This is a genomic window from Thermostichus sp. OS-CIW-30, assembly GCF_054060215.1.
Genome location: NZ_JBSSCZ010000013.1, coordinates 73,829 through 87,328, shown reverse-complemented (window position 1 = coordinate 87,328; position 13,500 = coordinate 73,829). Strand labels below are relative to the sequence as shown.

Below are 13,500 nucleotides of genomic sequence, written 5' to 3'. Positions count from 1 at the left end.
AGGTTCTGGGGCGCCGGGGCTGGGTGGCCTTGTGGCGCTTTACTACCCTATCCCCACCCCCACCACCCCGTCAAGATATCCAACCCAAAATTTTTTGAAGCCAGAAGGGATCCGGATCCACCGTTAGACTGTTGAAGTGAGCTCAGATTGGGTTAGACGGGTCTATGGGGATTGTGATTGGGGCTGCTGCTCCTGACTTTAGCTTGCCTGCGGTGGGGAAAGGGATCCAAAAGGGAGCCCAGATTTCACTGGCGGCCTACCGGGGCAAGAGCAAGGTGTTGCTGGCCTTTTACCCGGCGGATTTTTCCCCGGTATGCACGAGCGAGATGCGTTGCTTTCGGGAGGATTGGGAAGCTTTCCGGGCCGCGGGCTGCGAGATCTTGGGGATCAGCAGCGATCCCCTCTCCAGGCACCAAGCCTTTGCCGAGCAGCTTAAGCTGGAGTTTCCTTTGCTGAGCGATGTGGACAGAACCGTGAGCCAGCAGTACGGGGTGGACAGCCTGCTGGGGACGCGGCGGGCCTATTTTTTGGTGGATAGCCAAGGGATCCTACGCTACCAGCATGTGGAGTGGCTGCCCTTGTTCAAGCGAGACAACCGGGAGCTGCTGGAGGCCGTGAGGGCGATTAGCTAAACGGGGGATCCTCTGGGGTGGGCCAGAGAACCTGTTGCGGCTGTCCGGTGTCCGGCAGGGAGAGGGGAGTGTGGCCAAGGGGCTCCAGAAGCCAGCTACGCTGGGGCGGGCTCCAGTTGCCCTGGCGGGCCTCGATCTCCAGAATGAGCTGGCCATTTTGCTGTCGCAAGCGGAAGAGGGTGGTGGCCCAGGCTCCTGCTCGATGGGCGAGGGTTTCCCCGTCGTCTTCGTAGAGGGTGAAGCTGCCGTTGCCGGGGTAGAGTTTGAGGTGCGGTTGGTCACGGCGCAGGTGGGCGGTGGACGGGCAGGGGGGAGCTAAAGGCAGAACGGAGCCACCCCGCACAAACAGCGGCAGTTGTTCGAGAGGGGCAGGGACGAGAATGTAGCGGGGGCCGGTGTGGGCCTGACCTGTCCACCAATCAAACCAAGTGCCCTGGGGTAGGTAAACAGCGCGGCACCGCACGCCAGGCCGAACCACAGGGGCAGATAGGAGGGCGGATCCCAGCATGGCTTGATCTGAGATCTCGTAGGTTTGCGGATCGTCGGGAAACTCGTAGAGAAGGGGGCGCAAGATGGGGGATCCGGTTTGGCTGGACTCCCAAAAGAGGCTGTAGAGGTAGGGCAGCAGCTGGTAACGCAACTGAATGGCCTGCCGGCAGATGGTTTCCACTTCGAGGCCAAAGCTCCAGGGCTCGTGGGGGCGGGTGCCCAGGGCGCTGTGGCCGCGCATGAGGGGGTAAAGAATTCCCATTTGCATCCAACGGGCAAACAGCTCGGGAGTGGCATTGCCACCGAAGCCGCCGATGTCCGCGCCGACAAAGCTAACTCCCGACAGGCCCAGGTTTAGGAGCATGGGCAGGGACATCTCCAGGTGTTCCCAGGAGGATTGGTTGTCGCCTGTCCAGACGGCAGCCCAGCGCTGGATCCCAGCAAAGCCGGAGCGAGTCAGCACGAAGGGGCGCCGGTTGGGGTTGAGCTGTTCCAAGCCTTCACGGGAAGCGCGTGTCATCAGCAGGCCGTACAGGTTGTGAACTTCGGCGTGGGTGGTGGGTTCGTCGGGTGGGCCTTGGGGGGCATCGAGGGGGATATCGACGATCTGGCCGCCGTCTCCAAAGGGGCGGTCGTTGAGGGCCGGCTCGTTCATGTCGTTCCAGATGCCATCCACACCGGCTTGGGTGAGAACCCGTTGCCAGGATCCCCACCACTGCCGCACTCCGGGGCGCAAGAAGTCGGGAAAGAGGACTTTGCCTGGCCAAACGTAGCCATGAAAGAGGTGGCCGTCGGCGCGGCGGATAAAGAAATCCTGGGCCAAGCCCTCGTCGAAGACGGCGTAGTCGGCTTCGGGCTCGAACTTGACGCCGGGATCCACAATGGCTACCACCCGGAAGCCAGCCTCGTGGAGTTGGGCCATGAGCCGGGCCGGTTCGGGGAAGCGGCGGGGATCCCAGGTGAAGACGCGGTAGCCGCGCATGTAGTCGATATCCAAGTAAATGACGTCGCAGGGGATCTGCCGCTGGCGAAATTGCTGCGCAACGGTTTGAACCTGGGCGGCGCTGGCGTAGCTCCAGCGGCACTGTTGGTAGCCCAAGGCCCAGAGGGGAGGAAGGGGAGGCCGCCCAGTGAGTTGGGTGTAGGTCTCGAGCACCAAGGCCGGGGTGGGGCCGTAGATCAGGTAGTAATCCAGCTCGGGGGCGCGCACCTCGATGGCCCACTGCTCGGGATCGATCTGGCCCAGGTCGAACTGGCTCCAGTGGGTGCAGTGCAGGAAGAGCCCGTAGCAGAGGTTGGGGCGAAGAAACAGGGCGAAGGGAATGGCCTGGTAGAGATTGTCGCTGTGGGCGTCGTAGTTCCAGCAGTCGCGAGTCCAGTGGCTGTAGCGCCGACCCCGTTTGTTGAGTAGCCCCGCCCGTTCCCCTAGGCCATAGATGTGCTCGGCAGGGTGGAGGTGTTTGACCAGGCGGATGCTATCGGATCCCCAGGTAAGCCCAGAGGAGACATCGGCGCAAAACTCTTGCCCTTGAGAGTCTTGAAAACTGAACCGGAGGGGATCCCGATCGATCTGAACTTGCACCTGGGAGGTGGACAGGTGGATTTGGGTGGAGCTTTCCTGCAGTTCAAAGGGAGCCGGCGGCCACTCTTCATCGGCTGGAGCCACATCCCAGGAACGACGGGGCAAAAACGCTCCGCTGGGGCTAAAGCGCAGCCGAAACAGACGGGGGGTGAGCACCTGCATAGACCAGCGGCCCTGGGCACAGATGAGGTGGATCCCTCTGGAGTGGGGCTGGAGCTGCTGCAGGGATCCGCAGGTTGGCCTTTGGGGCGGGCGGGCGGGGGATTGGCCGTTCGCGCCCGCGGGATCGAGTCCCAAGATCTCGCCAGGTTCCAGCATGCTTTGGAGACAGATTGCTGCTCTCAAGGCTAGCCTATGGCCGGGAGGGGACAGGGGGTTGCCCACTCTGGTCCGCAGTGGGTTTTACCCTCATCGGTACCCATCTCCAGAAGAGCAGCGGCAATAATCGGTTAGCTCAGATCCCAGAATCCATCGCGAAAACGAGGCGGCAATGGCCATGAGGATCCCGGCGATCAAGCTTCTCTCCTCACTGCTGCTTTTTGGGGGGGTGTCCGTCCCCGCTGTCGTGGCGGCCTACCCGGTCAGCCCGGAGATGGTGATGGCCCTGCAACGGGGGGAGCATGCCCAAGCCCTACCCAGAGCCAGAACAGAGCAGCGTTTTCGGGTCGTGACTCTGGCAACCGGGCTGGAGCATCCCTGGGGGATGGCCTTTCTGCCAGATGGGACAATCGTGGTAACCGAACGACCAGGCCGGCTGCGCCGGGTTACCGACCAGGGGTTGGATCCCCAGCCCATAGCCGGTGTGCCAGAAGTATTTGCCCGCGGACAGGGGGGCCTGCTGGACATCGCCTTGCACCCTAATTACGCGGAGAACGGCTGGATTTACCTGTCCTATGCCGCTCCTGGGCCGGGCGGCGGGGGAACCCGAGTGGCGCGGGCCCGCTTGGGGGAGAAGGGACTCCAGGATCTGGAGGTGATTTTCGACATGGAGCGCAAGACCCCCGCTCAACAGCACTTTGGCTCCCGCCTGGCCTTTGATGAACAGGGATTTCTCTACATCAGCACCGGCGACCGCGAAGAGCGGCATCGGGCCCAGGATCTGGGGGATGCTGCCGGCAAGGTGTTGCGCGTCACTGATTCAGGAGGGATCCCGGCGGACAACCCATTTGTCGGCCAAGCAGGGGCTTTGCCGGCAATTTTTACCTACGGCAACCGCAACATTCAGGGAATAGCCCGCCACCCCGAGACGGGAGCGATTTGGTCCCACGAGCATGGGCCCCAGGGTGGGGACGAGATCAACATCTTGGCCCCCGGCGTCAACTACGGCTGGCCCCTAATCACCCACGGTCGAGAATATACGGGGGAACCTATCGGCCAAGGACTGGCGGCAGCTCCCGGCTTGGCTTCCCCTCTGCTGCACTGGACGCCCTCTATCGCTCCTTCTGGCATGACTTTCTACACGGGAGAGGCTTTCCCCGAATGGCGGGGCAACCTATTTGTGGGGGCGCTGGCCGGGCAACACCTGGCGCGCTTGGTACTGGATGGAGAGCGGGTGGTGGCGGAAGAGCGCCTGCTGGAAGGGGCGGTGGGTCGCATTCGCGATGTGCGGCAGGGGCCGGATGGCTTGCTCTACCTGTTGACCGATGCCCCCAGTGGATCCCTGCTGCGCCTGGAGCCAGCACCCTGAAGGCACCGGCTTAGGAGATGACGGAAACTATCCTGCTCCCGCTGGGCAGCTCTTTGGCGGGACAGGGACTTTCCCCAGAGTAGGGCCTGGGAACTCAAAAGCTGAGGCTCTCCCAGGAGACGTTAATGTCTTCCAAAAGCAGCGACTTGTTGTAAATCTGCAGGATGATCAACAGGAAGACGGCGAATAGGGCCATGAAGACCGCCATCAGGGGCGTGGTGCCCCAGCCGGGAGCCACTTTACCGTATTCCGAGTTGAGGGGACGCAGCAGATCGCCCAGTCTGGTACGAATGGCCATAGGTTCTCGCTTAGAAACCGAACACGTTGACGAAGTCGAAGATAGCAGGCTCGAAGGCGGATCCCTGGTGCTCAGCACCGCCAAAGCAGCCGCCTTTTAAAATCACGCTATCAGAATCTGGCCGAACCTTTTTGTCTTGGGCAATGAATTGTAAACTTGTGTAATACTGTAGTCGAATACTCTCAGGATCAAAGACAACGATATGGAGCCCACCTTTTCCCTGATTGTGGCGATTGCGGCAGTTACCATCTGCATCACTGCGTTTGCCATCTACACGGCCTTTGGCCCCCCTTCCAAGGACTTGCAGGATCCCTACGAGATGCACGAGGATTAAGGCCTGTCGTTGGGATATCTGGGTAAATGTCTGCTCGGTTGACCCCCCGTCTCTCCTTTCACAAGTACCAGGGGTTGGGGAACGATTTTATCTTGGTGGACAACCGCTGGCAGTCTCAACCCTGCTTGAGCCCGGAAGAGGCCGTCGCCCTTTGCAATCGCCGCTTTGGGGTAGGAGCCGATGGGGTTATCTTCCTGCTGCCGGGGCAGGAGGGGGCAGATTTCAGCATGCGCCTCTTCAACAGCGACGGTTCCGAGGCGGAGATGTGCGGCAATGGGATCCGCTGTTTGGCCCGCTTTCTGCAGGACTTGGGGATCCCAGGTCGGGATGGCGCCTACCAGATCCACACCTTGGCGGGGCGAATCGTGCCGCAGGTGCGGGCAGATGGGCTGGTCACAGTGGACATGGGGATCCCTCGCCTTTTGGCCAAGCAGATCCCCACCACCCTGGTCGAACCGGATGAGAAGGTCATTCGGCAGCCGCTTGCAGTGGCCGGGCGAGAGTGGCGGGTGACGGCGGTGAGCATGGGCAATCCTCATTGTGTGGTCTTCCTGGAAGAAGAGGGATCCCTGGAGGAGCTGGACTTGGCAGCTGTGGGCCCCCTGTTTGAGCATCATCCGGCCTTTCCTGAGCGCACCAACACCGAATTTGTGCAGGTGCTCAGCCCGACTCGTCTGCGCCTACGGGTTTGGGAGCGGGGAGCAGGGGCAACGCTGGCTTGTGGGACGGGTGCCTGTGCTGTTTTGGTGGCTGCTGTTTTGGAGGAGCGCGCAGAATCGCAAGCTACAGTAGAACTGCCGGGAGGAAATCTGGAAATTCGCTGGGATCCGAGCACACAGCACGTGTGGATGACCGGCCCTGCCCTACACGTCTTCAGCGGCACCACTGCCGGTTGAGAACTAGGCTCCCAGACCCAACAGGAGGATGGCCAGGAGGCCGAGGATCCCATAGGCAACGCTCCAGCCCTGCCGCCAGATCAGCGCCACTGCCAGGCCCAATAAGACCAAGCCCAAGCCCAGGCCAAGGCGGAGAAATAGAGGGTGTACAAACTGGCTGAGGGAGCGTTTGAGCCAGGGGAAGATCACCCCCAAGGCGAAGGCCAGTCCTACGGGGATCCAATCGATCCAACCTGTCTGCTCCCAGCCCCCCAACAGGTAAAAGCCGCCCAGACAAAGGCCCAGGCAGAAAAACAGCACCCGCATGCCGGGATAGTCTTGTCGATAGTTGAAAGCAAGGCTTCGGAGCTCCTTGTGGTGGGCCAAGACCAATGGCTCTACAGCAAAGCTTTCGCTCCACTCCGGCGCTTCTTCGGTTTGTCCGCGGCACCAAAGGTAAACGTTGACCTTGCGCAACCCTTGCAGCAGAGAGGCTTCCACCGCACTGCGCACCACCTCCATCACCTGCAGGGTATCCACCACATCGCCCGGCAGCCGTTCCAGCAGCACGTTGAGAACAGGCCCCTTCAGCTCGGCTCGGCCAAACAGCCGCAAGTTGGCAAGCTTGTAATCGAGGATTTGGTTCAAGATTTTGAGCTGGCGGCGCATGGGATCCCGTAAACAGTGAACCGTCGTTCGAATGGTTGACTTCAAGCTTCAACATGACCGGTATGACCAGTTTAATGGCTTGGGCCAGAGCAGCAGGGGAGAGGCGTTGCCGGTGTGAAAGGGAAGTGGGACTATCCGATGAGGGTGCGAATGCACCGGCGAATGCTGAGGTTGGATTGCTCCAAGTCGGCAAATCCGCTCAGAAGAGTTCCCTGGCCGTCCAACAGCAACAAAACAGCCTGGCGGCGAAAATTGATCCCAGGCAAGGTTGCAGCGGCTATTTCTTGCAGCTTCTGGATGGTTGCTCCCTCAAAATCGACCGAGACATACACAAACGGAGAAACCAGGCGGGGATCCGTCGGTACACTCTCCCGGATGGCCTGCAAAACCAAGTGGCGCACCAGCAGCAGCCCCCTGCCATCCACCAGCACGATCTGGCGCAGCCGAGGGTTTTGCCCAAACTCCAGGGCCAAACTTTTGGAGAGGGCTTCCGATTGCGAGCGGGTTTGGCTGTTGGTCAAGATCAACGCTTGAATGCCCTCATACCGACTTAGGTCAAGCCGATCCCCAGAAACGCTTTCCACCTTGAGGTCAAGAGATGTTTTGGGGTTGCCGTTGCTGGGGCAGTTGCCAGCTTGGGCGGGATCGAACGCACCTTGAGAAAGCAGGGCAAGGGTGGCAAACCCCAAAGCCACAAGTCTCTTTTGAACGCAAAGCCAGCAGCGGTTAGCCGGGGCACAGCAGCAGGACAGCACTCGGTTCATGGCGGGGAGTTCTGGAGCGGGCCGGCCAAATCTTAACCGATCTTCATCTTTGGTGCTCCAAAATGCCCTCTGGGCTTCTCATCCCCATTGGGTTGGTGCCCATAATGGAAGGCAGTTTCTGGTTTGCTGGCCATGACTCACGCCTCTTTGCTGGATGCCCTCAACCCTTCTCAACGGCAAGCGGTGCAACACTTTTGTGGCCCGCTGCTGGTGGTGGCGGGGGCAGGTTCCGGCAAGACGCGCGCCCTCACCCACCGCATTGCCTACCTGGTTCGCCACTATCGGGTGGATCCAGGAGAAATTTTGGCCGTGACCTTCACCAACAAGGCCGCCCGTGAGATGAAAGAGCGCATTGAGCAGCTCTTTGCCGAACAAGAAGCTCAAGAACAATTTGGGATCCCCTTAGAGGAATTGGAGCCGGCCCAGGCAACGCGACTAAAATCTGCTGTTTACCACCGCTGGATTAAGCCTCTTTGGATTGGCACGTTCCACAGCTTATTTGCCCAGATCCTGCGCCTGGAGATCGAAAAATATCAGGATCCCAAGGGGCGCAAGTGGACTCGCCACTTCTCGATCTTCGATGAATCAGATGCCCAATCTCTGGTGAAGGAGATTGTAACCAAGCAACTGAACTTGGATGAGCGCAAGTTTGACCCAAGGTCGGTACGCTACGCCATTAGCAATGCCAAAAACCAAGGTTGGACTCCTGCCGACCTGGAGCGCAATCAGCCCAACTTCCGTGGCCGTACCATTGCCCAAGTTTACGAAATCTATGAAGACCAACTGGCAGCCAACAATGCTCTGGACTTTGATAACTTGATTTGGATACCAGTGCAGCTTTTTCGACAAAACGAGCAGGTGTTGGCTTACTGGCACCAACGATTTCGACACATTTTGGTGGATGAATACCAAGACACCAACCGCACTCAATATGAGCTAATCCGTCTGCTGGCTACCAACGGCGAGACCCGCAGATCTCAGTTGGACTGGAGAAACCGATCCATCTTTGTGGTGGGAGATGCGGATCAAAGCATCTATCGCTTTCGCGGGGCAGATTTTACCATCTTGCTGGAGTTTCAAGAGACCTTTGGCGATGGTCTCCCCGATGACGATACCCGCACCCTGATCAAGCTGGAGGAGAACTATCGCTCTACAGCTACCATTCTGCAGGCAGCTAACGCTCTCATCGAGAAAAATACAGAGCGCATTGATAAAGTTCTCAGGCCAACCCGTCAGCAAGGAAATCCGATTTTTCTTCATCAGGCGGATGACGAGATTGCAGAGGCGGAGTTTGTCGTCAATACCATCCGACGATTACACGGCCAAAATGCCAATGCTTTTTCCTGGGGAGATTTTGCCATTCTCTACCGCATCAACGCTCAATCCCGTCCTTTTGAAGAGGTCTTGCTGCGGTGGGGGATCCCTTACACGGTGGTAGGCGGACTGCGATTTTACGATCGCAAAGAAATTAAGGATGTCCTGGCCTATTTGCGGGTTGTGGCCAACCCTGCCGACTCCTTTAGCCTGCTGCGAATTATTAACGTGCCGCGCCGTGGCATCGGCAAATCCACCCTGGACAAGCTGACCGAAGCGGCGGCTGCTCTAAACGTGCCTTTGTGGGCAATTCTCAGCGACGAAACCTCTGTAAGTAGCTTGGCGGGCCGTTCGGCTAAGCCTGTCATTCAGTTTGCTCAGTTGATTCAGCATTGGCATCGACAGGCTTCTCAGACTTCAGCCGCCACCCTTATCGAAGGGTTGCTAAGGGATTCCGGCTATTTGGAGGATCTCAAGGCACAGGGTACAGACGAAGCCGAAGAAAGAGCGGCCAACGTGATGGAACTTTACAATGCCGCCCGCCAATTCGAGGAAGAACAGGAGGATCCCAGCCTTGAGGCTTTTTTGAGCAATGTGTCTTTGGCTTCCGACTTGGACAACCTTCAGGAAGGCGCTGAGAAAGTTTCGCTAATGACGTTGCACTCTTCCAAAGGTTTGGAGTTTCCTGTTGTGTTCTTGGTGGGGGTGGAACAGGGTCTATTTCCCAATTTCCGGGCTTTGGAAGATCCCGCTGCTTTGGAAGAAGAGCGACGCCTTTGCTACGTGGGCATTACCCGTGCCCGTGAGCAGTTGTATATCAGCCACGCCAGGGAAAGGATGCTCTACGGCAACCGCGAACCAGCTATTCCTTCGGTATTTTTAAGTGAACTGCCCCAAGAGTTAATAATCGAATTCGACGGACGCGGAGCCGTTTCTCGACAGCTCTCCCACGGCAGTGGACTGTCCCTTTCAGATGCACCCAAGGCCAGGCCCAATCGCCGCCAAAGCCGTTCAGAACAGTGGGCGATTGGAGATCGTTTGCAACATCCCCAATTCGGACAAGGCCAGATTACCCATGTGTTCGGCAGTGGTGAACGGGTCACGATTGCGGTGAGGTTTCCCGCTATCGGTCAACAGAAAATCTTGGATCCCCGTATCGATCCTATTCAAAAGCTTAGCTAGGCGGCTGAACTCGGAAGGGCTCCAGCGATGAAGAGAGGCAAAGGGAAGTGCTGTAGAAGTCCGTAGCTCATTCGAGATTGCCTTGCCGTTGACGTCGTTGGTGATCCCTTGCTTTATATGTGTTTGCTTTATATGTGTTGCTGCGCGACGGGGAAAGCAAAACCTCAGCTCCCCCTTTCCCTGATTTGACCGTTGCCCAACCCTCGGCCTTACCTCTGCCCCCTCGTCACTAATTGCTTGTAATTGCTTGACTACCCGATCTTGGGATCCCTCGCCAGGCTTAACCCAGTCGGCTGGGACTGAGTTGTCTCGGCTCTGTCCGGTACCAGGCGCAGGGGCGGGCCAAAGCGGCCAACCGCTACAGTGTTGTTCAGGGCCGGGATCTGGCGGATGGATCCCTGGCGTAGGCAGCGGTGTAGACGGCGCAGCAGGAAGAGGTCGGCTTCGGAGCACTCCTCTCGAAATAGCCTTACGTTAAGTTCGTGTTCCTGAGCAGCGGTGAGCAAACCGGTCATCATGGCGGTTTGAATGATCTGCTGCACGGTTATGGTTGTCGCTTCATCCATAGGTTTAGGCGATTGGATGGAGACCTTTTGCTGCTCTTATTCTCGACAAATCCCTCTGGTATTGACTCCGCCAAATAGCGGATTCGATATGCGCGCTTTGTCATCTTTCCCAATGTTCAGGAAATAGGGCTTTCCAGGTATCCATTGACTTTCTGATCCATCCAGATCCTATTCAGGCGAAAAGCTTGAAATCCTTGCTTCACAAGCCTTTCCAATCGAAGTGGGAGTAGAGCCAACAATTGGATACGTAGGGATCCCATCCTCACTGCAGTACAAAATTAGACTCAACAGTGAGTTGCTTGAACTTGCCAAAGAGGTGCTGATCCCATGATTTTTCGAGCTGTTGTTTGAGGCCGTAACAGATATCTGTGGCAATACGGAACTGAGAAGCGATGTTCGTCACCGACAAATGGCGTAGGGTTGCTTGGCTTTTTGTCTGTACCTTGTCGGCAATGAAGGCATAGAGGATGAGCAACAGCCTTGTGTTAGGGTGGGGGCATTCTGTAGTGGCGATTGGCCGTGTCGGAAACTCCACAAACAGTCGGCTGTGCTGCCCCTCTGGGCTGCTGTGGCTGCGGCTGTCTGGGCCTACTGGCGGTGCTGGGCTTGGGGCTGGCGGGGGCAGGGATCCTAGTCTGGAATGGGATCCGTGCCTCAGGAGCCTATCGCACCTACCAGTTGGCGGTGGAGCAGCTCGAACAAAATGCCGTGGTGGTGGAACGTTTGGGAGAGCCCCTGAGGCCGGGATGGCCCTCGCGGCTGCGCTTTCAGGAAGATGAGGAAGCCGGTTGGGTGTGTCTGTTCTTTTTGATTACAGGGGCCCAGCGCACTGGCGATGTGGTGGTGGAATCGGAGCGGGGCATGGCCGGCTCGGCATGGCAGTTGCGCCATCTGCAAGTGAAAGTTGACGGGGATCCGCAGGCCATTCAGGTCATCGAGGGGGAATCTCGGTGTGAAAAGGAAGAGTCGGATGGAGAAGCCCTGCCCCTGCAGCCAGAAGGCGACATCTAGGTAGCCGGATATGCTCAGCCGCGGGTAGAGTCAAAAGGACTCCGTCCCGCTGACGCGAACGGTTGTGGCCTTGTTGGATCCCTATGCGGTCGCTCCCTTACCTGCGCTTGCTGCTGCTGTTGGCGCTGTTGGCCTCGTTCACCGGGCTGATCGTCTGGCTGATCCAATCGTTTCTCGATCTGTACTACGCCACCCGCTACCACCCGATTTTGGGGGGGCTGTTGATTGGGGTGCTGGTGCTGCTGCTGCTGGTGTTTTTGGCCGCTGCCATCTACTACTTGTTTCTGTTTCGCCAACCCGCCCCCAGCAGGAGGGAAATTACCCAACCCCTTGCCTTGCCGGAGACGGCTTTGGAAAAGCGGAAAGCGGCGCAACAGAACTTGGCTCAACTGGAGGCGCAGCTAGCGCAAATCCAGGATCAGGTGGCGCGGGCAGCGCTGGCAGAACGGTCGGCCCTACTGGCCAAACAATTGGCCCAGCCCCAGCTGAAGGTGGTGGTCTTCGGCACTGGGTCGGCGGGCAAGACTTCTTTGGTCAACGCGCTGCTGGGGCGGCGGGCGGGGGCGGTGGGGGCCACTCTGGGCACCACCCAGGCGGTGGCTTGTTACGACTGGAACTTGCCTGGGATCCCGCAGCCGGTGCAGATCCTGGATTGCCCCGGCATTTTGGAGATCGGCCCGGCAGGGGTGATGCGGGAACAGGAGGCGCAAGCCCAAGCCCAAGCTGCCGATCTGCTGCTGGTGGTGGTGGATGGGGATCTGCGCCAGTCAGAGGTGGATCCCTTGCGCCGGTTGATCGCCCTGGGCAAGCGGGCCTTGCTAATCCTGAACAAAGCGGATCGCTACACCTCAGAAGAACGGCAGATCCTCTTGCAACGCCTGCGGGAGCGGGTCTACCCCCTGATTCCACCTCAGGATGTGTTGATAGCTGCCGCTGCTCCAGCCCCTGTGCGGGTGGGATCCCAAACCTGGCGACCGGAGCCGGAGGTGGCGGCGGTGCGGGATCGCGTGCAGGCGGTGCTCTATGCCGAGGGGGGATCCCTGGCCTTGGACAATGCCCTGCTGCAATCGCAACAGTTGGGGGAAGAGGCCAAACGGATTCTCCAAGCCCAACTGCGCCGGCAGGCGGAGGAGGTGATCGATCGCTTTCAGTGGATTGTTACAGGAGTGGTGTTCGCCAACCCCATCCCGGCGGTGGATCTGCTGGCCATTGCCGCCATCAACGCCCAGATGGTGGTGGAACTGGGATCCCTTTACGGCTGCAAAATGAACCTGCAGCAGGGGCGGGAGCTGGCCTTGTCTCTGGCCAAAACCCTAGCGGGCTTGGGCTTGGTGGAAGGGGCGATCCAACTGACCACGGGGATCTTGGCCACCGTTGCCGAAGTGAGCGTCGTCGGTTTTCTGGCGACAGCCCCCATTCAGGCAGCCAGTGCTGGCTATCTCACCCGCATTGCCGGCAAGAGCTTCATTGAGTATTTCCAGCACAACCAAAGCTGGGGAGAAGGGGGGATGCAGGCGGTGGTCAAAGCCCAGGTGCAAAATACCCAAAAATCCGGTTGGCTCAAAGAGTTTGTCCGCGAGGCTGCCCGGCGCATCTTCCGAAATGGGATGGCCAACCCAAGGGATCCCTAATGGCCGCTCAGGGCAATATCCGTCGGCAGGAAGGCCAGCTTCAGTTGCGCCACATAATCGGCGTAGCTCAGTGCCGGCCCAGTGTCCCAATCCGCCAAGCCATGCATGCACTTCGACCATTGAATGAAGGCGGCAGGATAGATATAGGCCAAACTGGGATCCTGCAAAACCTCTTTGGGCAGTGGAGAGGCCGACTTCAGCACTGCCAACAGAGCCGGCGGCTTGTGGAGAATCACGCGCGTGGCCTCGATCTGCTCTGGGGAAACCCTAAACTTGGTGGCGATAAACGGGATCACTCTGGAAATGGCCATCACCCAACACCAACCTCGCCTATAGAGGTAGGTTGCCCCCAAGCCGAGGGGCTGGCCTCAGGGATCCTACGGAGACCGGAAAAGGAGGGATGAACATTGGCGAGGATGGCCGTGGGCGGGCCTGGGATCCCCTTGCTTGGGGCCGCTGCTCCCCG

13 protein-coding genes are annotated in these 13,500 nt (G+C 58.9%); 7 read left to right on the top strand and 6 right to left on the bottom strand.

The annotated features are described in order from the left end of the window. Positions 1-164: 164 nt before the first annotated feature. Positions 165-632, top strand: coding sequence for a peroxiredoxin family protein (locus ACVWZF_RS07255; protein ID WP_414332127.1), 468 nt, complete (start codon positions 165-167; stop codon positions 630-632). Here ACVWZF_RS07255 and ACVWZF_RS07250 read toward each other — a convergent pair. After that, positions 625-3,087 carry a glycoside hydrolase family 31 protein gene (locus tag ACVWZF_RS07250; RefSeq protein ID WP_457411184.1) on the bottom strand — a complete coding sequence of 821 codons (2,463 nt, stop codon included), beginning with the start codon at positions 3,085-3,087 and terminating at the stop codon, positions 625-627. The genes ACVWZF_RS07255 and ACVWZF_RS07250 overlap by 8 nt on opposite strands. A gap of 214 nt (positions 3,088-3,301) precedes the next feature. Here ACVWZF_RS07250 and ACVWZF_RS07245 point away from each other — a divergent pair, with 214 nt between their 5' ends. Beyond that, the gene (locus ACVWZF_RS07245; protein ID WP_457411188.1) at positions 3,302-4,390 is read left to right on the top strand and encodes a PQQ-dependent sugar dehydrogenase; all 1,089 of its coding nucleotides are present in this window, start codon (positions 3,302-3,304) and stop codon (positions 4,388-4,390) included. 94 nt (positions 4,391-4,484) lie between these two features. On the opposite strand, the gene psbH is transcribed toward ACVWZF_RS07245, so the two are convergent. Beyond that, positions 4,485-4,688 (bottom strand): photosystem II reaction center phosphoprotein PsbH, encoded by a 204-nt coding sequence (gene psbH, locus ACVWZF_RS07240; protein WP_011432996.1) that lies wholly within the window; start codon positions 4,686-4,688, stop codon positions 4,485-4,487. A 202-nt stretch (positions 4,689-4,890) separates the two neighbouring features. Between psbH and psbN the strand changes: the two genes are divergently transcribed. Then, a complete protein-coding gene (gene psbN, locus ACVWZF_RS07235; RefSeq protein ID WP_011432995.1) occupies positions 4,891-5,022 on the top strand; it encodes a photosystem II reaction center protein PsbN in 132 nt (43 codons plus the stop codon). 26 nt (positions 5,023-5,048) lie between these two features. Next, positions 5,049-5,918 carry a diaminopimelate epimerase gene (dapF, locus tag ACVWZF_RS07230; RefSeq protein ID WP_041436430.1) on the top strand — a complete coding sequence of 290 codons (870 nt, stop codon included), beginning with the start codon at positions 5,049-5,051 and terminating at the stop codon, positions 5,916-5,918. Between the two features lie 3 nt (positions 5,919-5,921). Here the strand turns inward: dapF and ACVWZF_RS07225 are convergent, their stop codons facing one another. Together ACVWZF_RS07225 and ACVWZF_RS07220 are read right to left on the bottom strand one after the other, a co-directional pair. Then, positions 5,922-6,611: a hypothetical protein gene (locus ACVWZF_RS07225; RefSeq protein WP_238376952.1), complete on the bottom strand. Its 690-nt coding sequence runs from the start codon at positions 6,609-6,611 to the stop codon at positions 5,922-5,924. A gap of 86 nt (positions 6,612-6,697) precedes the next feature. After that, the gene (locus ACVWZF_RS07220) at positions 6,698-7,261 is read right to left on the bottom strand and encodes a hypothetical protein (RefSeq protein WP_011432992.1); all 564 of its coding nucleotides are present in this window, start codon (positions 7,259-7,261) and stop codon (positions 6,698-6,700) included. 201 nt (positions 7,262-7,462) lie between these two features. On the opposite strand from ACVWZF_RS07220, the gene pcrA reads away from it, so the two are divergent. Then, complete coding sequence (gene pcrA, locus ACVWZF_RS07215) at positions 7,463-9,826, top strand: DNA helicase PcrA (protein ID WP_011432991.1); 2,364 nt, start codon at positions 7,463-7,465, stop codon at positions 9,824-9,826. A 251-nt stretch (positions 9,827-10,077) separates the two neighbouring features. Here pcrA and ACVWZF_RS07210 read toward each other — a convergent pair whose 3' ends face one another. Next, positions 10,078-10,392 (bottom strand): hypothetical protein, encoded by a 315-nt coding sequence (locus ACVWZF_RS07210; protein ID WP_011432990.1) that lies wholly within the window; start codon positions 10,390-10,392, stop codon positions 10,078-10,080. A 519-nt stretch (positions 10,393-10,911) separates the two neighbouring features. Between ACVWZF_RS07210 and ACVWZF_RS07205 the strand changes: the two genes are divergently transcribed. Continuing rightward, the gene (locus ACVWZF_RS07205) at positions 10,912-11,403 is read left to right on the top strand and encodes a cytochrome c oxidase assembly factor Coa1 family protein (protein WP_011432988.1); all 492 of its coding nucleotides are present in this window, start codon (positions 10,912-10,914) and stop codon (positions 11,401-11,403) included. An 83-nt stretch (positions 11,404-11,486) separates the two neighbouring features. Next, positions 11,487-13,034, top strand: coding sequence for a YcjF family protein (locus ACVWZF_RS07200; protein ID WP_011432987.1), 1,548 nt, complete (start codon positions 11,487-11,489; stop codon positions 13,032-13,034). Here ACVWZF_RS07200 and ACVWZF_RS07195 read toward each other — a convergent pair. Continuing rightward, the gene (locus ACVWZF_RS07195) at positions 13,031-13,345 is read right to left on the bottom strand and encodes a hypothetical protein (protein ID WP_011432986.1); all 315 of its coding nucleotides are present in this window, start codon (positions 13,343-13,345) and stop codon (positions 13,031-13,033) included. The two genes, ACVWZF_RS07200 and ACVWZF_RS07195, sit on opposite strands and share 4 nt — an antisense overlap. Between the last annotated feature and the right edge of the window lie 155 nt (positions 13,346-13,500).